At 73.0% G+C, this 21,172-nt stretch carries 12 protein-coding genes; 3 read left to right on the top strand and 9 right to left on the bottom strand.

What is annotated here, in order from left to right; genetic code table 11:
- Positions 1-30: 30 nt before the first annotated feature.
- Positions 31-1,758 carry a DNA polymerase/3'-5' exonuclease PolX gene (polX, locus tag ACWDNY_RS00060; RefSeq protein WP_451643385.1) on the bottom strand — a complete coding sequence of 576 codons (1,728 nt, stop codon included), beginning with the start codon at positions 1,756-1,758 and terminating at the stop codon, positions 31-33.
- A gap of 233 nt (positions 1,759-1,991) precedes the next feature.
- On the opposite strand from polX, the gene ACWDNY_RS00055 reads away from it, so the two are divergent.
- Together ACWDNY_RS00055 and ACWDNY_RS00050 are read left to right on the top strand one after the other, a co-directional pair.
- Positions 1,992-3,131, top strand: a complete 1,140-nt coding sequence (locus ACWDNY_RS00055) for a site-2 protease family protein (protein WP_451643384.1) — start codon at positions 1,992-1,994, stop codon at positions 3,129-3,131.
- Positions 3,132-3,308: 177 nt separating this feature from the next.
- Positions 3,309-5,114 (top strand): bifunctional metallophosphatase/5'-nucleotidase, encoded by a 1,806-nt coding sequence (locus tag ACWDNY_RS00050; protein WP_451643383.1) that lies wholly within the window; start codon positions 3,309-3,311, stop codon positions 5,112-5,114.
- Positions 5,115-5,870: 756 nt separating this feature from the next.
- On the opposite strand, the gene sbnA is transcribed toward ACWDNY_RS00050, so the two are convergent.
- From sbnA to ACWDNY_RS00025, 5 genes are read right to left on the bottom strand one after another with little or no spacing between them, the layout of a single operon-like run.
- Positions 5,871-6,929 (bottom strand): 2,3-diaminopropionate biosynthesis protein SbnA, encoded by a 1,059-nt coding sequence (gene sbnA, locus ACWDNY_RS00045; protein ID WP_451643382.1) that lies wholly within the window; start codon positions 6,927-6,929, stop codon positions 5,871-5,873.
- Positions 6,930-6,966: 37 nt separating this feature from the next.
- Positions 6,967-8,034, bottom strand: a complete 1,068-nt coding sequence (sbnB, locus tag ACWDNY_RS00040) for a 2,3-diaminopropionate biosynthesis protein SbnB (RefSeq protein WP_451643381.1) — start codon at positions 8,032-8,034, stop codon at positions 6,967-6,969.
- Positions 8,034-9,041, bottom strand: coding sequence for a TauD/TfdA family dioxygenase (locus tag ACWDNY_RS00035; RefSeq protein ID WP_451643380.1), 1,008 nt, complete (start codon positions 9,039-9,041; stop codon positions 8,034-8,036). Before ACWDNY_RS00035 ends, sbnB begins: the two co-directional genes overlap by 1 nt.
- 33 nt (positions 9,042-9,074) lie before the next feature.
- A complete protein-coding gene (locus ACWDNY_RS00030; protein WP_451643379.1) occupies positions 9,075-12,386 on the bottom strand; it encodes a non-ribosomal peptide synthetase in 3,312 nt (1,103 codons plus the stop codon).
- Positions 12,387-12,399: 13 nt separating this feature from the next.
- Positions 12,400-14,985 carry a Pls/PosA family non-ribosomal peptide synthetase gene (locus tag ACWDNY_RS00025; protein ID WP_451643378.1) on the bottom strand — a complete coding sequence of 862 codons (2,586 nt, stop codon included), beginning with the start codon at positions 14,983-14,985 and terminating at the stop codon, positions 12,400-12,402.
- A gap of 725 nt (positions 14,986-15,710) precedes the next feature.
- Between ACWDNY_RS00025 and ACWDNY_RS00020 the strand changes: the two genes are divergently transcribed.
- Entirely contained in the window at positions 15,711-16,652 is a 942-nt protein-coding gene (locus ACWDNY_RS00020) for an MIP/aquaporin family protein (RefSeq protein WP_451643377.1), read from the top strand.
- A 222-nt stretch (positions 16,653-16,874) separates the two neighbouring features.
- Here the strand turns inward: ACWDNY_RS00020 and ACWDNY_RS00015 are convergent, their stop codons facing one another.
- The 3 genes from ACWDNY_RS00015 to ACWDNY_RS00005 form a co-directional block, all read right to left on the bottom strand.
- Positions 16,875-17,774 carry an aminoglycoside phosphotransferase family protein gene (locus ACWDNY_RS00015; protein WP_451643375.1) on the bottom strand — a complete coding sequence of 300 codons (900 nt, stop codon included), beginning with the start codon at positions 17,772-17,774 and terminating at the stop codon, positions 16,875-16,877.
- A gap of 183 nt (positions 17,775-17,957) precedes the next feature.
- Positions 17,958-19,463, bottom strand: coding sequence for a glycine betaine/L-proline transporter ProP (gene proP, locus ACWDNY_RS00010; RefSeq protein WP_451643374.1), 1,506 nt, complete (start codon positions 19,461-19,463; stop codon positions 17,958-17,960).
- Between the two features lie 558 nt (positions 19,464-20,021).
- The coding region (locus ACWDNY_RS00005) for an IS110 family transposase (protein ID WP_451643373.1) at positions 20,022-21,172 on the bottom strand (1,151 nt) is incomplete at its 5' end.

Here is a 21,172-nt window from a genome sequence, read left to right as displayed (position 1 = left end):
TCGGCTCGGCCTGCCGGGGCGCCCCCGGCCTCAGTCCGCCCGGTCCTTGCGCAGGAACCGGCGCAGTCGTCGCAGCGGCCAGGTGTTGATCACGTCGTCGGGGGTGAGCCAACCGCGTTGTGCCGTGCCGATTCCGTAGCGGAGGTACGCGAGGGTCGGCACCGAGTGGGCGTCGGTGTCGACGGCGAACTTCGCCCCGTGACTCCTGGCGCGAAGGATGTCCTCATCGCCCAGGTCGAGGCGGTCGGGCTGGGCGTTGACCTCCAGCGCGGTGCCGGTGCGAGCGCAGGCGGCGAACACCTCGTCCCAGTCGGCGTCGATGCCCGGTCGTCTGCCGATCACGCGGGTGGTGGGGTGGCCGATCACGTTGACGTGCGGGTTCTCGCAGGCGCGGACGAGCCGCCGGGTCATCGCGTCCCGGCCGAGGTTGAAGTGGGAGTGCACGGCGGCCACGCAGATGTCGAAGCCGTCGAGGAACTCGCCGGGCCAGTCGACCTCCCCGTCGGGGCCGATGTTGAGCTCGGTGCCGTGCAGCAGCCGCATCCTGCGGTGCCTGCCGTCCAGCGACCGCACCTGCTCGCGCTGGGCGAGGACCTTCTCGTCGGTCATGCGCTGCATGGACAGCCTCGGTGCGTGGTCGGTGACCGCGTAGTACGCGTAGCCTCGCTCGGCGGCCGCCGCGACCATCTCCTCCAGCGGGGCGAGGCCGTCGGTGAGGTCGGTGTGCGTGTGCAGGTCACCGCGGACGTCCCGCTCGGTCACCACCTCGGGGAGCTCGCCGCGCAGGCCGGCTTCGATCTCCCCTCGGTCCTCGCGCAGAGTGGGCGGGATCCAGGGCAGGCCGAGCCGGGCGTACACCTCGTCCTCGCAGCGGGACGCGACCCGCTTGCCGCCGTCGGCCTCGAACAGACCGTACTCGGAGAGCTTCAGGCCCAGGTGGACGGCGATCGTGCGGGTGCGGATGTTGTGCCCCTTGGAGCCGGTGAAGTACTGCAGGCCGGCGCCCCACGCGTTCGGACGCACCACGCGCAGGTCGACCTGGACGCCCCTGTCGGTCCGGACCGAGGTCTTCTTCTCGCCGTGGGCGATGACCTCGGCCGTGGTGGGCAGTCCGGTGAGGGCGTCCATGAAGGGTGCCGCCCGGCCGGCGGCGACCAGGATGTCGATGTCGCCGACGGTTTCCTTCATGCGGCGCAGTGAACCGGCGTACGCGCACTGCTCACAGCCGGTGATCCGGGACAGGCCGGCGACGATGTCCTCGGCCGTCTCCATGGCCGCGCTCAGCCCGATGCGCCCGCTCGCCTGCCGCATGAGGGCGATGCCGTGCAGGATGTTCGCCTCGGTCTTCTCGCCGAAGCCCTTCAGGTCGCGCAGCCTCTCCGCCTCGATGGCGTCGGCCAGTTCGCCCACCGAGGAGATGTGCAGGTCCTCGTAGAGCGCCATCGCCTTCTTGGGGCCGAGGGTGGGGATGGTGATGAGCTGTCGCACTCCGGCGGGGATGCGGGCCCGTCTCTCCTCGACCGCCGTGACCTGGCCGGTGCGGAAGTACTCGATGACTTTCTCGGCGATCGACTTGCCCACGCCCGGGATCTCTCTCAGACCTGCGACGTCCAGGTGGGAGACATCGGCGGGATGGCCGCCGATCGCGCGGGCGGCCTTCTCGTAGGCGCGCGCCTTGAACGCCTCGCCTCCGGTGATGGCGATGAGGTCCGCGTACTCCTGGAGGAGCGCCTCGACCTCCTCGTTGGGCCGGGCCACGTCCCAAGTCTAGTGCCGCGGCAGGCAACGTCTGCCCGTCAGGGAGCGGCGCGCCGCGCGGCCGCCCTGCGGGCGACGACGCGAATGGTCGGACAGGCCCTGGGGGCTGTGCCGCCCCGGCGTGCTCCGGTCGTCGGGCCCCTCCGGCGCGCGGAGCCGCCGGGCCGAGGGTGTACTGGGACCGGGTGGGCCGACGGTCCGCGGCGGGTGACGGTTCGAGCAGGGAGGGCGTGGTGCGGGCGACGTTCGTTCTGGGCCGGATCGCCGGCGTCCGGGTCGGCGTGCACTGGAGCGTGCTGTTCATCTTCGGCATCATCGCGTTCGGCCTGGCCCGGGGCCGCCTGCCGCAGACGTATCCGGGGCGTGCCTGGGCGGTGTACTGGGCGGCCGGCGTGTGCACCGCTGTGGTCTTCTTCGCCTCCCTGCTCGCCCATGAGCTGGCGCACGCCGTCGTGGCGCGGCGCAACGGGGTCGAGGTGGACGACATCGTGCTGTGGCTGCTGGGCGGAGCGGCCCGGCTCAAGTCCGAGGCGTCCAGCCCCGGCAGGGAGCTGAGGATCGCCGGTGTCGGCCCCCTCGTCAGCCTCCTGCTGGGCGGGCTGTTCACACTCGTCACCTGGCTGCTCGGACTGGCATCCGTCTCCGTGATCGTGCGGGAGATGGCCGCCTGGCTCGCGGGCATCAACGTGCTGCTCGCCGTCTTCAACGCGCTGCCCGCCGCCCCGCTCGACGGCGGCAGACTGCTGCGCGCGTTCCTGTGGTGGCGCACGGGAGACCGGCTGCGGGCGACCGCCGGCGCCACCGCGGCGGGGCGGGTCCTCGGCTGGCTGCTGGTGGTCGTCGGGCTGGTCGCGTTCATGAGGACCAGTTCGTTCGGCGGTCTGTGGCTCGCACTGATCGGCTGGTTCCTCATCACGGCCGCCACCGCCGAGGGACGGCAGGCCCAGGTGCGCAGCGCGCTCGCCGGCGTCCCCGTGCGGGACGCCATGACGCCCGGCCCCCTCACCGTTCCCGCGGACACCACGGTCGCGGGCTTCCTCACCGATGTGCGGTACCGCTACCGCCACTCGGCCTTCCCGGTGACCGAGGACGGGGCCGCGGTCGGGCTGGTGACGCTGGACAGCGCCCGCAAGGTGCCGGAGGCCGGGGCCCGTTCCACGACGGTGGGGGACGTCATGGTGCCGTTGTCGCGGACCACCGTGGTCGAGCCGGACAGCCCGCTGGCGGATCTGCTGCCGCGCATGGAGCCGGGGGCCGAGCACCGGGTCCTGGTCGTGGAGAACGGCAGGCTCGTCGGGATCGTCTCGCTCTCGGACGTCAGCCGCACGGTGACCTGGCTGATGACCACCACCGGGCGGCGCGGTGGCCCGTGAACCGCGGCCCGGTGTCCCCGGGCGGGCCGTTCCCCGACAGGCGGCCACCCGGCGGATCGCCCGGCGTGGTCCGGGCGGTGAATTGCCGTCACCCCGAGGCTCCTGACAACTACGCGCGTGGACTCTAGGCTGCCGCCATTCGCCTGTTGGTTGATCAGGTCACGTCAGAGGGGAACCATGTCACCGACGCAGTCCCGCCGCCCGGCTCCGCGAAGAGCCGTCGTCGCGGCCCTCGCCGGCGCCGCCGCGCTCGCGACCCTGGGGGCTCTCGCCACGGCCGGGCCCGCCGAGGCCCGGCCCGGCGCCGGCCACCCGGGCCACACCACCGACCTCCAGCTCCTCGCGGTCAACGACTTCCACGGGAACCTGGAGCCGCCGGCCGGCTCCTCCGGGCGGGTCGCCGAGCTGCAGCCCGACGGCACGACGAAGAACGTGGACGCCGGCGGCGCCGAGTACCTGGCGAGCAGCCTGCGCACCGCGCGTCACGGGCACGTCCGCTCGCTGACGGTCGCGGCCGGAGACATCGTCGGCGCCAGCCCACTGCTGTCCGGCCTCTTCCACGACGAGCCCACCGTCGAGGCGATGAACCGGCTCGGCCTGGACGTCACCGGGGTCGGCAACCACGAGTTCGACGAGGGCAAGGACGAGCTGCTGCGCCTGCAGAACGGCGGCTGCCACCCCGTCGACGGCTGCTACGAGACCGGGCGCACCTTCACGGGGGCGGACTACCCGATCCTGTCGGCCAACGTGGTCGACGACAGGACCGGGAAGCCGCTCCTGCAGCCGTACGTCGTGAAGAACGTCAAGGGCGCGAAGGTCGGGTTCATCGGCGTCACCCTGGAGGGCACCCCCGACATCGTCTCGGCCGAGGGTGTCAAAGGCCTGAAGTTCCTCGACGAGGCCGACACGATCAACCGGTACTCGGAGCTCCTGGAGCGCCGGGGCGTGCACGCGATCGTCGCGCTGATCCACGAGGGCGGCTTCCCGAGTTCGGCCGCCTACAACTACGACTGCGACGCGGGCGGCAGCGGTGCGGGCCTCAGCGGCCCGATCGTCGACATCGCGAAGAAGGTGTCCCCGGCCGTCGACACGCTCGTCACCGCCCACACCCACAACGCGTACGTCTGCACGATCCCGGACCCCGCGGGCCGTCCGCGCCTGGTGACCAGCGCCGCCTCCTACGGGCGGCTGTTCACCGAACTGGACATGCGGTACGACTGGCGCACCCGCGACATCGTCCGCGCCACGGTCAAGGGCTCGAACCACGTCGTCGACCGCACCCGGAGCAGGGCGGCGGACATGACGCGGCTCATCGACCACTGGCGGACGCTCGCCGCCCCGGTCGCGGACAAGCCGATCGGCTTCATCTCCGCGGACGTCACGCGCACCTCCGCGAACAACGCCGAGTCGCCGCTCGGCGACCTCATCGCCGACGCGCAGCTGGAGTACGCCAAGAGCCTCGACAGCGGCGCCGACCTCGCACTCATGAACCCCGGCGGCATCCGCGCGGACCTGGTCCACGCGGCCTCGGGCAGCGAGGGCGACGGTGTGGTGACCTACGGCGAGGGCTTCGCCGTGCAGCCGTTCAGCAACACGGTCAACCTGCGGACCCTGACCGGCGCCCAGCTCATCACCGCACTGAAGCAGCAGGTCAGCGGCAGCAACGCCACCGTCCCGAAGATCCTGCAGATCTCCGGTGGCCTCACGTACACCCTCGACCTGACCAGGACCGGCGCCGACCGCGTCGTCACCGACTCCGTCAGGCTCAAGGGGGCGCCGATCGACCCGGCCGCCACCTACCGCGTCGCCATGAACTCCTTCCTGGCGGGCGGCGGCGACGGCTTCAGCGAGCTGGCGAACGGCACCGACCAGCGGGTCGGCGGCGACGACCTGGCGGCCCTGGTGGACTACCTGCTGGCCCACTCGTCCGCCTCCGCGCCCTACCGGCCGACGGCCGCGGACCGGATCACGGTCGTACGGTAGCCGCGGCGCAGCACGTCCGGCGCACGAGGGCGGCCCGCCGGGCCGCCCTCGTGCCACGTCGGCCGCCCGTGCGCCGGACCGTGTGTCGCGGAGGCCCGACGAGGGGACTCGGTGCGGTGTCCGGCGCAGGTCGCGGACGTGGCAAGACGTCCGCCCCTCGACTCCGGAGGTGCGCACGGTGCGAACACGACGTCTGCGAACGGTGGGCGCGGTGGGCGCGGTGGGCGCGGTGACGCCGGTCCACGGCGCGGTCACCGTGTACCGGTCGAACTGGCCGGCCCGTGTCACGGGACGGACGGATCCGGAGGGGCACACCGGGCCGCACACCGCCATCGTCCTGCGGCCGCCGGCCCGGCGGGACGCCGTGAGCGGCCTGGCCCTGCCGGTCGCTCCCCCGGGCCCCGCCCTGACCACGGCCACCGCGCTGCGCATCGCCTCGGACGTGGGCGACGCGGTCCTGCTCGGCGACACCGTCCCGGGGCGCACCCGCCGCTTCGGGACCGTCGGCAGCGCCTGGGCTGGGCCGCTCCGGCGGCGGCCGGCCTGGTCGGCGACCGCTGCGCCTGCGGCGGACTGCGTCCCGACGCACCGTGAAGCGGCGGCGCCCGAACCGGTGGCAGTGCGGAAGCCCCGGCCGCTGACCGGGGCTCCTCCCGTGGTGCGGGCCGCACCCTGGCGCGCGGCCGACGCGCCCGCCGTCGCTCCCGGCCGACCGCACCCGGACGGGGCGTGCGGGCCTGCGCACCGCCGGCCCCGCTACGGTTCCCGCCGGCGGCCCGCTCCCCGGGGCAGGACCTCCGCTCCGCCGCGGCAACCGCCGGCCGGCAGGTCCGGCACATCCGGGATCTGCGGCACCTCCTTCGGTTCGAGGACGTCGTCGCCGTACAGGCCGTGCAGCCACGTGGTCTGGTAGATCGTGTCGAGGTAGCGCTCGCCGAGGTCGGGGGCGATGGCCACCGCCGTCAGGTCGCGCGTGCCGTGCCGGGCCAGCCAGTCCATCGCGCCGCTGACCACCGTGCCGGTGGAGCCGCCGAACAGGAACCCGCGCCGGGCCAGACGGTGGCAGGCGCGGATGGTGTCCGCCTCCTCGACCTGCACCACCTCGTCCACGTAGGACTCGTCCAGCAGCGGCGGCCGCATGCTCATGCCCAGGCCGGGGATCATCCGGCGGGCCGGCCTGCCGCCGAAGGACACCGACCCCACGGTGTCCACGGCCACGATCCGCACCGGCCGGTGCCACTCGCGGAAGTAGCGCGCGCAGCCCATCAGGGTGCCGGTGGTGCCCGCCCCGACGAACAGCACATCCAGCCGCGGGAACTGGTGGGCGATCTCCGGCGCCGTCCTGCGGTGGTGGGCGCGCCAGTTGCCGGCGTTGGTGTACTGGCTGAGCCACACGTACCGCTCGTCGGAGGCGCACAGCGCGCGTACGTAGTCGATCCGCGCGCCCAGGAACCCGCCGTTGGCGTCCAGGTCGGATATGACGTGCACCTGGCTGCCCAGTGCCTCCATCAGCAGCCGGGCCGACAGGTTGCAGCGGCTGTCCGTCACGCACAGGAAGCGGTAACCCTTGCTCGCGGCGATCATGCTGAGCGCCACGCCCAGGTTGCCGGAGGAGGACTCGACCAGGACGGAACCCGGTGTCAGGATCCCGTCCCGTTCGGCGGTCTCCACCATCTCTATCGCGGCCTTCAGCTTGATCGATCCGGCGAAGTTGAATCCTTCGCACTTCAGGTACAGCGAGCGGCCGAAGATCGGCTGAAGGTCGACGTAGAGCTGACTTTCGTTGAAGGCGTGGGGAGCGGAGATGACGGGCACGCTGGCCTCCTGATGCCAGGGCTGGGCGGACGCCGAATCAGCCGTACCTGCGCAGCTCGTGGAAGAAGTCGTCGATGAGGTGGAGGTCGTCCGTGCGGGCCACCTCCTCGTAGACGTAGGCGCCGACGGCCAGGTCCAGGACGCCGAGCCCGAACGGTGAGAAGACCACCGTCCGGTCCGCCGGCGGGGTCGCCCGCCCGGTCATGACGTCGTCGAGGGTGCCGTCGAGGAAGTCGCGGCTGCCGGTGAGCTGCTCGGTCAGGTGGGGGGAGGTGTCGGCCTTGAGGCAGTGTTCGACGTCGTCGACGTAGTTGGCCGCGGTGAGCAGGACCGCGGGGTCGAGGTCCCGCAGGGACACATGCAGGACCACGGGGTGGTGGGAGAACCAGGCCGGGTCGGTCACGTGGGGCCGGCCGGCGACGGTGGCGAAGACCACCAGGTCGCTGGAGCGGATCAGCTCCTCGGCGCTGTCGTGGACGACGACCCGCGCGGCCGTGTCCGTCTGCCGCAGGTAGCCGCTGAACCCGTCGGCGCTGTCGGCGGACACGTCGTGCACGCCGACGGTGTCGAACGACCAGCCGGTGCCGGCCAGGAAGCCGTGGACGTACCGGGCGATCAGGCCCGTGCCGAAGAATCCGACCCGGGTGGGGCGCGACCGGGTGCGCGTGAGCCGGTCCGCGGCCAGCGCGGCCGACGCGGCGGTCCTGGTGGCGCTGATGATGGAGCTCTCCAAGCAGGCGAAGGGGTAGCCGGTGCGCCGGTCGTTGAGGATGAGCACCGCCGAGGCCCGCGGCAGACCGGCCGGCACGTTGTCGGGGAAGCTGGAGATCCACTTCAGCCCGTCGACGCCGACCGACCCGCCGACGGAGGCGGGCAGCGCGATGATCCGGGCGGTGGGGCGGTCGGGGAAGCGCAGGAAGTACGACGGGGGATTGACCGAGTCGCCGGCGCCGTGCAGCCGGTAGGTCGCCTCGACCAGCTCCACGATCTCCTTCTCGCGCCCGGCGAGCGCTCGCTGCACCTGGGCGCCGGAGATCACCGCGAAGGTCGGTGCGGTGGACGGGCGGGTCGCGGTCCGCCGGCCGGCGGGGGAGGACGAGCTCATCACCGGCTCACCTCCGCCTCGGCCGGGGCACCGTCGGTCAGGCGCCGCGGCTCGGCCAGGGCCACCAGGATCTCCCGCTCGCCGGAGAAGGCCTCCCGGCTGTGCGCGGTGCGGATGTTGTCGACCAGCATCATGTCGCCGGGCTGCCACGGCTCGCGCAGGGTGTGCTCGTCGTAGGTGGAGTTGAGCAGCCGGACGACGTCCTCGTCGATCGCCGTGCCGTCCCCGAAGCGGGTGTTGAAGGGCAGGCCCTCCTCCCCGTAGACGTCGACCAGGTACTCCCGCACCTCCGGGGCCAGCGTCCACTGGTTGAGGAAGGCGATCTGGTTGAACCAGCAGCGCCGTCCGGTGAGCGGGTGGCGCACCACGGCCCTGCGGCGCTGCCGGGTCCTGAGGGACCCGTCGGGCTGCCAGTCGAAGTCGATGGCCTGGGCGCGGCAGTAGCGTTCGATCGCGGCCGGGTCGTCGGTGCCGAACGACTCCTCCAGGGAAGCCCCGATCTCGTCGTTGTAACTGCGGGTCAGCAGCCAGCCCACCCGCTCGAACCGTTCGGTCACTGCGGCGGGCAGGGCCCGCAGCACGGCCTCCGCGTCGGCCACCGCGGTGGCCCCGCCCTGTGCGGGCGCGGTCAGGCACGCGAAGAGCAGCAGGCCCGGCACGTCGAGCGCGTAGCTCAGTTCGTGGTGCATGCACATCGGCTGGTTGGCGGGCCAGGCGGCGGAGGAGTACAGGCCCCGGCCCCGGACCTGCCGGGGCGCGAAGGCCTCCCGCTCCGTCATCAGGTCACCGGTCAGTGCCGCGAAGACGGCACCGACCTGGTCGGCGCCGCGCAGCCCCAGGCCGCGGACGAGGACCACACCGTGCTCGGTGACCTGTGCCCGCAGGGCGTCGCGGTGCTCGGCCGCCCAGCTCGCCGGATCACCGGAGAAGGCATCGGCCCGCGCGATCGGTGGTCTGCCCGGCTGCGACTCGGCGGCCGGCGGTGACGCCACGGATGAGGACGACATCTCGGGTTCCTTTCGGTTGCTCGGCGGGCGGCTTCACACGGCGCGGGAGGGGGCCGGTGCGATGGCGTCCAGGACGGCGCGGGCCGCCCCGGCCGGCCGGGTCCGCAGGAAGTAGTGGCCCCCGTCGGGTAGTTCGTGGAGGTCCACGTGGTCGGCGAACCTCTCCCAGTCGCGGTAGCGTGCCCCGGCCCCGGCCGTGACCGGGTCGTCGGCGGCGACCACCACGGTGACCGGTGCGGCCAGCCGCGCCGCCGACGGGGCCTGGAGGGCGGCGGCGAAGTAGTGGTGAGCGCTGACGCAGTCGTGCCGGTAGGCGGCGGCCACCCGCTCGGCGTGCCGTGCGTTCAGCTCACCGAGTTCGGTGTGGCCGCCGTCCGCGCTCAGCCGCGCGGCGATCTCCGCGTCGCTCGCTTCGGCCAGTTGGTCCGCCGCGGCGCGCCGGGCGCCGGCCGTGCCGGGCAGCTGCGCGGCGACGAACACCCGCGTCACCCGCACCCCGCGCTCCCCCAGGAGCCGCGCCGTCTCCACGGCGAACGCGGCGCCCGAGGAGTGGCCCCACAGCATGACCCCGTTCAGGCCGCGCCGGGTGATCTCGTCGGCGACCCGCCGTGCCACCCGCGGCAGCGGCGCGAAGGGCTCCGCCCGGGCAGCCGGGTCGTGACCGGGCAGGTCGACGGCGTAGACGGCGGTGCCCCCGCCCGCCAGAGCCGCGGCCATCGGCCGGAAGTTGACCGCGTTGCCGCCCGCGTAGGGGAAGCACACCAGGGCGCACGCCGGGGCCCCGTCCCCCTCCGACAGCGGCTGGAGCAGCTCGCCGGGCCGCTCGGCCGCGCCGTCGAGGAGCGCGGCCAGGTCGGCGAGCACCGGATGGCGGGTGATGTCCTTGAGGGACACCGCGCGGTCCAGGGCGACGGTCAGCTTCACCGCCGTGAGCGAGGTGCCGCCCGATTCGAAGAAGTGGTCCCGGCGCCCCACCTGGTGGGCCGGGACGCCCAGCAGTTCGGCCCAGACGCCGGCCAGCCGCCGTTCGGCGTCGGTGCGGGGGGCCCGGTCGTCCTGCCCGGCGGTGTCCGGCCGCGTGGCCGGCGCGCCGGGCTCGGAGCGTGCGGCCCGTGCGGCGAGGGCGGTGAGAGCCTTGCGGTCGATCTTGCCGTTGGCCGTCAGCGGCAGGCCGTCCCGCCACTGGAAGGCCGTCGGCACCATGTAGGCGGGCAGCTCCGCCCCCAGCGCCTCGCGCAGGACGCCGTCCCGCAGGCGACGGCCGGTGTAGAAGGCGATCAGGTGCGTGCTGTGCCCGGCGAGCTCGGTGGTGACCACGGCCGCGTCCCGCACCCCGTCCACGCGCAGCAGGGTGTTCTCGATTTCCCCGATCTCGATGCGGAAGCCGCGGATCTTCACCTGGTTGTCGCGGCGGCCGAGGAACTCCAGCCTGCCGTCGGGGTGCCAGCGCCCCCAGTCACCGCCGAGGTACAGCCGCTCGCCCGGCCGGTACGGATCCTCCCGGTAGCACTCGCGGGTGCGTTCGGGATCGTTGACGTACCCGCGCCCCACGCACACCCCGGAGAACGCGATCAGTCCGGGCGCGCCCAGGGGGACCAGCGACAGGTGCTCGTCGACGACGAGGACGCGCACGTTGTTGACGGCGCGTCCGAGCAGGACCCGTTCGGGGACCGCGCTCAGCATCTCGTGGTTGGTGTCGTCCGACGTCTCGGTCAGGCCGTAGGCGTTGAGCAGGCGGATCCCCGGCTGGATCGCGAACCAGCGCTGGACCAGCTCCCGCTTCAGCGCCTCGCCGGTCACCGACACGCACGTCAGGTCCGGCAGGGCGCGGGGGTGGCGCTCCAGACAGGACACGACCACCTCCAGGTAGGACGGCACGACCTGGACCACGCCGACCCGCTCACGCACGAGCGTGTCGACGAACCGCTCCACGTCGACGACGGCCTCCTGCTCGACGAGCACGGTCCGCCCGCCCACCAGCAGGCCTGCCAGCAGTTGCCACAGCGAGATGTCGAAGCACTGCGGGGCCGTCTGCGCCACCACCCGGCCCTCGCCGATGCCCAGGTCGTCGATCTTGGCGAAGAGGTGGTTGAGCATGCCCGCGTGCTCGCACATGGCCCCCTTCGGCTCCCCGGTCGAGCCGGAGGTGAAGTAGATGTAGGCGAGCTGGCCGGGCGCGACCTCGACGCCGACGTCGTCGGCGGCGTGGTCCTCCGCGTACGCCGTCTCCACCAGCAGGCGCTCCACTCCAGGAACCGCGGCCAGCGCCTCGTCGAGGGTCTCCGTACTGCCGGACTCGGTCAGCGCGAGCCGGCAGCCCGAGCGCGACAGCGTCGCCCCGATACGGCCTGCCGGGAAGTGCGGCTCGATCGGCAGGTACACGCACCCCGCCTTGAACACCGCCAGCACCGCCGCGAGCCAGTCGAGGTGGCGTTCGGTGACCACCGCCACCACGTCCTCACGGCCCAGGCCCCGGCTCAGCAGGGCCCGCGCCAGCCGGTTCGCGCGCGCGTTGAGCTCGCCGTACGTCCACGAGTGCGCGCCCCGCACCGCGGCGACCGCGTCCGGGTGCGCCCGCACCCGCTGCTCGAACAACTCGTGCGCCCGCGCCTCGGGCAGGGGCCGGTGCCGACCGGCCAGGCCCTCCAGCTGGTGGCGCACCTCCCGGGACGACAGCAGGCTCTGCCGAGCGTGCCCGGCGTCCGCGTCGGCCGCCGCCAGCGCCAGCGCGGTCAGGTGGTAGCCGGCGACGCGCTCGGCGCACTCGGCGTCCAGCGCGTCCGTGCGGTACCGCAGCCGCACCGTCAGGCGACCGCCCCGGTCACGGCAGCCCACCACCAGCACCACGTCCCCGGCGGGCTCGCCCCCGTCCTCCCCGCCGCCCCCGTGGTCCTGGTCCTCGAAGGCGAACACCACCTCGTACGACGGCCCCGTCACCCCCAGCTCCCGCCGCAGCTCGTCCACCGGGAACCCCCGGTGCGCCAGCAGCTCCGTCTCGGCGCGGTGGGCCTCCGACACCAGCAGGCGCCAGGACGCGGGTGCCACGGACAGCCGGCACGGCAGCGGAGCGCGCCCCGCCCCGGCGACGTGACCCGTCACCACCTCCCGCTCACCTGACAGGACGGCCAGCACCTTGGCGTGGGCGGCCAGCAGGACCGCGCTCAGCGGCACACCCCACTCCGCCGCCCGTTTGTGCAGGGCCCGGGCCACGTCGTCCGGCACCTCCGCCTCGAACACGGCGACGCCCGCCGCCGGCTGCCGGGTCCACCGGGGAACCGCGGTGGCGCCGCCGGCGGTCAGCACACCGCTCCAGTACTCCCGGTCCGCCTGCACCTGGGCCTTCATCGCATGGCCATCCTCAACTCGACGTCGCCGCGGCGCCGTTCGCCGAGGCCGGATCAGTCGCCGTCGCCGCGCCGGCGCCGCGGGGCGCCCCGGGGCCGTCCGGCATCACCGCGGCGGGGTTGCCTCCCCACCGCGCGTGCGGGGGCACCTCCTCGCCCTTCATGAGGAAGGAGTCGGGTGCCAACACGGCCCCGTCGCCCACCGTCACGCCGTAGTGCACGTGGGCGGCGACCCCGAGGGTGCAGCCCGCGCCGATCCTGCTGTGGTCGGACTTGAAGGTGCCGTCCTCCTGCGAGTGGCACTGGATCTTGGATCCGGCGTTGAGCGTGCAGCCGTCGCCGATCGTGGTGAGTGTCCGCTCCGTCAGGTAGCAGCCGTCGTCGAAGACCCCGCGCCCGATGCGCACCCCGAGCAGCCGCCACACCAGGGCCTTGAAGGGGGTCCCGTTGAACACGTTGAGGTACTCGTCCGGCACCTTCCACAGACGCTCGTGCCACCAGAAGTAGGGATCGTAGATGGAGCACAGCCGGGGGCTCAGCGGACGGAACGACGCCATCACGCGTTCGACGAGGACGTAGTAGGCGGTGGTGAAGGCGAGACCGAGCGCGAGGTCCGCGGCGATCACCGCATGCCCGAGCGCGCCGTACATGCCGGCGGAGACCAGGGCGAGCGCCGTCAGGACGAAGGCGTGGAACCACCGCAGGAGCAGGTGACAGGCCATCGAGCGGAGGTTGTAGCGGTTCTTCGCGGCCAGGTTGCGCCGCAGCGCGTCGCCCTCGCGCAGATGGTCGAAGCGCAGGTCGCGCTCCACCGACCGGGGGATCTCGAAGCACGGCGAGCCGAGCAGCCCCACCCCCTCGCGGACCGCGCCGTCGAGGGGGACCATCACCTTGGTGGCGAGCAGGCAGTTGTCCCCCGTCCTGGCACCGGCGGGGTAGGCGATGTTGTTGCCGAGGAAGCTGTGCGCCCCGATGGACGCCCGGGACACCTTGAACGACGTGCTCGAGTAGTCCGCGTTGATGAGGGAGAGCCCGTCGGCCACCATCGTGCCGGAGCCGACGGATGCCAGGAACGGGGTGTCCTGCTGGACCTCCGACCCGAAGTTGGAGCCGGTCTGCTCGACCCTGGACAGGTCGTAGCCGAGGCCGATCAGGTAGTGGACGATGTAGGAGCTGTCGCCGAAGAGCCAGGTGAAGAACTTGAGGTTCGTCAGGCCGGCGATCGCCCGGTGCACCGCGTAGTGGAAGCCGTAGAGCGGATAGACCCGGTCCGGCTCGATGGCCAGGTTCAGCAGCCGCGGCACGGTGAGCAGGGCGGCGAGGCCCACGACGACGAAACCGAAGAACAGCACCAGGGACACCACCAGGGTGTCGACGAGGAGTTCCGGCCCCGTCGCCCCCGCCGCCGTCGGACCGAACCGCTCGCCGAGCGCCGGGATCTCGGCGAAGACCATGTACAGGCCGCCGACGGCCACGGGGATGTAGAGGAGGAACAGTTGCAGCACGGTGGTGACGCCGAACAGGGCCCGGCGGGCCGTGCCGCACCGGGCCGGTGGCACCCGAACGTAGTCCGTGCGGGTGGGCTGTGCGGGTGAACCGTGCCTGCGCTCGCCGTCCGGCACGCTCTGGCCCCGGTACAGGGCGGAGGAGTGGCCCAGTTGTGCCCCGTCGCCCATCGACGTGTCGATGTCGAGCACCGTCTTCGAGCCGACGTGCACGTCCCGGCCCAGGGTGATCCGGCCGGTCTGGATGCGCCCGTCGTGGGCCCGGTAGCCCAGGAAGAACACGTCCTTGCGGATGACCGTTCCGTCGCCGATCGTCAGCAGGTCGGTGCAGACCGGAACGGAATGGGAGAGGATCGTGACCCCCTTGCCGATCCGCGCGCCGAGAGCCCGCAGATACAGCACGTACAGCGGGTTGCCGACGAAAAGGACGACGGGATTGGCGTGCAGCAGCGCCTTCACCGTCCAAAAACGCAGGTACGTCAGACCCCACACCGGGAATTCGGCGGGTTTCCAGCGGCCGACGAGAATCCACTTGGCCGCCACGGGAAAGGCGCACACGGCGGTGAAGGCGATTCCGCCGAACAGGAAGGACCGCACGTACACATCGGCGAGCCCCGAACCGGCGGCGACCCATTCGTATCCCTGGGAGGCGGCCCACCCCGCCGCGAACGAATATCCGAGGAAAAGCAGCGCCTGGAGCGTCCCGCAGAGGACGTGACCCGGCGCCCGGGCCGGTCCGTGCACCGCCGGCGCGGGGGCGGGGGCCGGCTGGGCGGCGGACATGGAGGCGGCGCCGGCCAGGGACGCCGCCAGGCCCCGCACGGTGGGGTTCCGGTAGATGTCCCTCATGGACACGGACGGCAGGTCCGGCCGCTTGCGCACCCGCGCGCAGAACTGCGCCATGACCAGGGAGTTGGCACCCAGGTCGGTGAAGAAGTCACTGTCGGCCCCGACGTGGTCGACGCACACGACGTCCGCCAGGACCTCGGCGAGCCTCCTCTCGACGTCAGCCGTCGCCGGGCCGGTACCGCCGGGCTCGGCGGCGCGTAATCCGTCCGGCCCGGACATCAGGACGTCGGCGGGCTTCTCCACCATGCGTGCTCCTTGAGAGGAAAAGTCGTGAACCACCGGCGACCGGCCGGTGCCCTCGCGCCCGGCGCTTTCCTCACCGGGCCCTCGGGAGGCGAGCGACCATGCGCTGCCTGGTCACGACGGCATGTGCCTCAGTTTCGTGCGGAGATCGCCGGGTTGCCACTCGGGACATTGTGCCGACGCCACGACAGCAAGGCGCCCAGCGCCCGTAGTTCGCTCCTGCCGCACCACCCGATTGGGCTGAACACCACCCGTCCGGACGATTACTCCGGGGCGGTGCGGGGCTCGGGAGAAAAAGGGCAGGGAAAGGCGGGGGGGCCGGATCCGGCGCCCCTCCGGCGCGGCGGGGCGCCCGCCGGCATTTCCACAAGCGCACTGCGGGTGGCGGACCGTGACGATGAGCGAGTCGCCGGGGTACGCGTCATACTCGGTCATGTGCCTCCACCGAGGGCAGGATGGGAGCGCACGTTCGATATACGGCACGCCGCCGGCCCGGCGGGTGCCAGGTACTGCCCGGTACAGGCGGTACCAGGTGGCCGGTGTCCGTGAGCCGTCCCCGCCCGGTCGTCGCGGTGAGGCGGACGTCATCACATGCGGATACTCAGGCCCGGACGGGTGGCTTCGGCCCGCCCCGGTGCGCGGACGGACAGGTGCGCGGGGCCGTCCGGGGGACGCGCCGCCGACCGTCGCGCCGGCCATCCGCCGGACCGTTCGTTGAGGGGGCCGACATGGCCGTGGAAATCCCGCCCCTCGTCAAACCCTCCCGGCTCAAGGGCCGCGGGGGTTTGTGGGGTGAATGTCTCGCAGAGTTCCTGGGGACCTTCGTCCTCGTCTCCTTCGGCTGCGGCGTGGGCGCCACCGCGGTCGCGGCGCTGCCCGGCTCGGGCCGCACGGAGAGCCCCACGACCATCTTCCTCGGCGTCGGCGACTGGCTGCTGATCACCTGGGGCTGGGGGCTGGCCGTGGCCCTCGGCGTCTACGTGGCCGGAGGCGTCAGCGGTGCGCACATCAATCCGGCGGTGACCCTCGCCTTCGCCGTGCGGCGCAGGTTCCCCTGGGTCAAGGTGGTCCCGTACTGGATCTCCCAGCTCCTCGGCGGGTTCACCGGAGCGGCGCTCGTGTACGCCGTGTACCACGACGCCATCGGGGCCTTCGACGCCGCCATGCAGGGGCCGAAGACCAATGGGCACACCCTCGCCTCGTTCTCCATCTTCGGCACCTTCCCCGCCCCCTACTTCGGCGGGGGCAACTGGGGACCGCTCGTGGACCAGATCGTCGGCACGGCGTTCCTGGTCATGTCCATCGCGGCGCTCATCGACCTGCGCAACACGGCCCCGAGGGCCAACATGGGTCCCCTGCTCATCGGCTTCGTCGTCGCGGCCGTCGGCATGTCCTACGGGGCGAACGCCGGATTCGCCATCAACCCGGCCCGCGACTTCGGCCCGCGCCTGTTCACCTGGGCCGCCGGCTGGGGTGAGCTGGCGATGCCGGGGTCCCTGGCCGGAGCGTTCAGCGACTTCTGGTGGATTCCGATCGTCGGGCCGCTGGTCGGCGGGGTGGTCGGGGTGCTGGCGTACGACCTGTTCGTCGGGGACGTGCTGCATCTCCGGGCCCGGCAGGCCATGGGTCCGGAGACCGGACGCACGACGAGCACGGGGGACGGGGAGTAGGGGACGACCGCGGCGACCGGCGCGTGCCGTGCCCGCCGGTGCGAGGCCGCGGGCGGGGCGCCGTGCACGCCGCCTGCCGTCCGCGCCGCGAGCACTGCTCCGCCGGGGTGACCGTGCCGGAGACGCTCCGGTCCGACCGGCCGGCCCCGCCCGGTCGCCGCCTCGCCCGTACGCGTTCCCGGCGCCCGGTGGACCACCGGCCGCCCCGGCGGTGGAGGGAGGTCAGGCGGCCCGGTCCCGGACGGCCAGCAGGCCGTCGACGACACGGTGGGCGACGGCGGTCATGACCGGGTCGGTCTCCCGGTAGTACCGGAGCTCGGCGAGCGCGATCGACAGGGCCCAGCCGCGCCCACGGGCCCAAGCCGCCTCGTCGGCGTCCACCGCCGCCCGGAACACCTCCCGCGCCCCGGCCGGCAGGACGTACCACGCGGCGATGAGGTCGACGGCGGGGTCGCCCAGACCCAGGCAGCCGAAGTCGATGACGGCGCTGAGCCGCCCGCCGTGCACCAGCAGGTTCCCGGGCTGGAGATCGGCGTGGACCCACACCGGCGGACCCGCGGGGCCGGGCGCCCGCAAGGCCTCGTCCCAGGCCGCGGCGGCCGCCTCCGTGTCGACGGCGCCCTCCAGGCCCGCAAGGTCGGCGCGGGTCGCGGCGTCCCGGGAGGACAGGGGCTCCCCGCGGTAGGAGGGCGGTCCGCCCGTGGGGTCGAGCCGGTGCAGGGCGGTGACGAAGTCCGCCAGGTCACGCGCGAGCGCAGCGGGATCGGCGGGATCCGCGGCGGCCGCGCTCTCGCCGTCCAGCCAGCGGTAGACGGACCACGGCCACGGATAGCCCTCGCCCGGCGCGCCCCGGCCCAGCGGGACGGGGACGGCCAGGGGCAGTGCCGGAGCCAGCCGGGGGAGCCAGGTGTGCTCCTTGTCGACGTCACCGGCCGCGCCGGCCGTGCGCGGGAGCCGCACGACCATGTCCTCGCCCAGCCGGTACGTCACGTTGGAGGTGCCGGCGGACCGGACCGGCGTCACGCTCAGGTCCGCCCAGCGCGGGAACTGCGCGGCGACCAGCCGCCGTACGAGGGCCGCGTCGATGTCCGGTTCGCCGGCGTGCAGCCTGCCTGTGGCCATGGGGACCTCTCTCCGCAGCGGTGACCGCGGCGCCCGGTCCCGGCACGAGGCAGGACCGGGCGCCGCGGACGTCGGCCGAGGCCCATCGAACGGTCGGGGGACGCCCTGCGTCAACGCGTTTTCCGCACGGCCGCACCATGGCCGCAAGCCGGTACGGCCACCGGCGGAGACCCGCGCCGGTGGTCAGAACCGGGGCACCGGGGCCTGGCTCTCCACCAGCCGGGCGGCCTCCTCCTCGGTCGCCACGGACGGTGGGGAGCCCGCCAGCGGACGGCGCGCCGTCTCCTTCATGCACGCCACGGACACCACGCCGACGAGGGCCGCCGCCATGGCGTAGTAGGCGGGCATCAGCTCGCTGCCGGTGAGGGAGATCAGCGCGGTGATCACGAGGGGGGTCGTCCCGCCGAAGAGGGAGGCGGAGAGGTTGTAGCCGATGGAGAGGGAGCCGTACCGCACGGGGGTCGGGAAGAGGGCGGGCAGCGCCGCGGACATCGTCCCGAGCAGACAGACCAGGGACAGCCCCAGCATCAGCATGCCCGCGGACACCGCCGCCAGGCTGCCCTGCTGGACCAGCAGGAAGGACGGAACCGACAGCACGAGGAAACCGAGCATCCCGCCCATCAGGAGCGGCTTGCGGCCCAGCCTGTCCGAGAGCCTGCCCACGGTGTTGATCACCAGCATCAGCACGACCATCGTGACGATCAGGACGAGCAGGCCGTGCGTCTCGGAGTACCCCATCTCGTCGGAGAGGTACGTCGGCATGTACGACAGCAGCATGTAGTCGGTGATGTTGTAGGCGCCGACCAGGCACACGCACAGAATGAGGGTCGGCCAGTACTCGCGGAAGATCCTCGCCACGTCCCCCTTGGCGGTCGTCTCCGCGGCGGACGCCTCGGTCGCCCGGTGGCCGGACGAGTCCTCCAGCTTCCTGAACGCGGGTGTCTCGTCCAGCCGCAGCCGCAGGTACAGACCGACCAGGCCGATGGGACCGGCCACCAGGAACGGGACCCGCCACCCCCAGGACTCCATCCCGCCGTTGCCGAGCGCGGCGGTCAGCAGGGTCACCAGGCCGGCCGCGCCGACGTAGCCGGCCAGTGTGCCGAACTCCAGGAAGCTCCCGAAGAAACCGCGGCGCCGGTCGGGCGCGTACTCGGCGATGAAGGTCGACGCGCCTCCGTACTCGCCGCCCGTGGAGAAGCCCTGCACCAGCCGGAAGAGGATCAGCAGGGCCGGGGCCCAGAACCCGATGGTGGCGTACGAGGGGATCAGGCCGATGGCGAACGTGCCGACCGCCATCATGATCATGGTGAGGGCGAGGACCTTCTTGCGGCCGATCTTGTCTCCCATGGGGCCGAAGACCAGGCCGCCGAGCGGGCGCACGAGGAACGACACCGCAAAGGTGGCGAACGACGACAGCAGCTGCACGGTGTCGTTCCCGGACGGGAAGAACACCCGTCCGATGGTGACCGCCAGATAGCTGTAGATGCCGAAGTCGAACCACTCCATGGCGTTGCCGAGTGAGGCCGCCTTCACCGCCCGCTTGACGGCCCCCTCGTCGGTGACGGTGATGTCGGTCCGCCGCAGCGGCGGATTCCGGCGCCGTCTCACCGCCCGGAACAGCGCGGGGTGCCGCTTGAGCGCTCCGGGATCCGCGTCGATCACCGGAGGATCGGCCTCGCTGCCCGCCATCGAAAGCTCCTCTCTGCCGGCGCACGAACGTCCTCGGACCACCTGCTCACTCGTGGCTTCAGCAAACGGCCTGATCGCCGAGAGGGAGGTACGTCACCTTCCGTTCGCCGGCGCCCGGGGCCGCGGGAGTCGTCGCACGCGGGCGTGAGGCACCGTCCCGGTGGGCCCCGGCCGGGGCGGGGGCCGGTGCCCAGCGTCGTGGCGAGGCCCGGCGCGACGTCGGCCCGTCACGGGGTGAGGGCCGGTGCTCGCCGGGGGAGTGGCCGCGGCGCGGCGGCCCGGCCGGGTCCGCAGGGCCGGTCGCCCGGTCGCCGGGTGCCCGCGCCGGACGGCCCGGGGGAGCCCGGGCGGAGCCGGGCCGGCGCACGGCACCTCGCCCCGTGCGGGATCGTCGCGGGGGCAAAGCCGGACGGCTTCCCCGGCCGCGTCCGTGGCCCGTTCCGCCGGCCCGACGGCGGCCGGCGCGCCCGCTCCGGTCCGGGGTCGCGTCATGCCGTCCTCGCCCGTCCGCGGGAGGCGCCGTCCCTGCGTGGCGGGGGGGTGCCTCTATGTCCTTCGTCAAGCAAGCCGTGGGGTTCTGGGTTGGTAGAAGGTTCCGTCGCGGAGCATGGCGAAGAGGACGCTGATGCGGTGGCGGGCGAGGCGGAGGAGTGCCTGGGTGTGGGTTTTGCCGCGGGCTCGGCAGCGGTCGTAGTAGCCGCGGGAGGCGGGATCGTGCAGGGCGGCGAACGCGGAGAGGAACATCGCCCGTTTCAGCTGCCGGTTCCCGCCTCTGGGGGCGTGTTCGCCGTGGATCGAGGTGCCGGACTGCCGGGTGGCCGGGGCGAGACCCGCGTAGGAGGCCAGGTGGGCGGCGGTGGGGAAGCTGCTGCCGTCGCCGACGGTGGCCAGGAGGACTGCGGCGGTCCTGACTCCGATGCCGGGCATCGAGGTCAGGACCTGGGAAAGAGGGTGAGCCTCCAGCAGGGCCTCGATCCGGGCCTCCAGGGCCCGGCGTTGTTCATGGACGGCGGCCAGCGACTTCGCCAGCGACGGGACGATCACGTCGAGAGTGCCGGTGCCCGGGACGACGACGGTCTGCTCGTCGAGCGCGGCGAAGATGTCGTCGACCAGCCGCTCGGCCATGCGCGGTGCCCTCGGCCGGACGACCTCGACCAACTTGCGGCGGCCTGCCTTGCGCAGAGCGGCCGGGGATCCGTAGCGCTCGAGCAGCCAGGTCACTGCCGGGTGGTCCAGGCGGGGGCCGAGGACGCGTTCGAGGCTGGGGTGGAACTGGGTGAGCAGGCCGCGGATGCGGTTGGAGGTGCGGTTGGCCTCGCCGGCGAGGTCCTGGTCGAAGCCGACGAGCATGGTCAGCTCGGCGGTGACCTCGTCGGTCAGATCGAGGGTGCGCAGGGTGTGGGGCATGGTGCGGGCGGCGTCCGCGATGACGGCCGCGTCCTTGGCGTCGGTCTTGGCTTCGCCGGGGTAGAGGTCGGCGATCCTGCGCATCGCCAGTCCGGGCAGGTAGGCGACCTGACAGCCGGCGTCCCGGGCGACGGTCAGTGGCAGGGCGCCGATGGAGGCGGGCTGGTCCACGACCACCAGGACGGTGCCGAACTTGGCCCTCAGCTCGTCGAAGAGGGCCCGCAGCTTCGGTTCGCTGTTCGGCAGCGGCTTGTCGAAGACCGTCTTCCCGGCCGGGGTCAGCCCGTGGCCGTGATGCGTTT

The sequence above is a fragment of the Streptomyces sp. NPDC003697 genome (genome assembly GCF_053587115.1).
The sequence above is the reverse complement of the archived record's forward strand: the minus strand, read 5'-3'. Positions and strand labels throughout refer to the sequence as shown.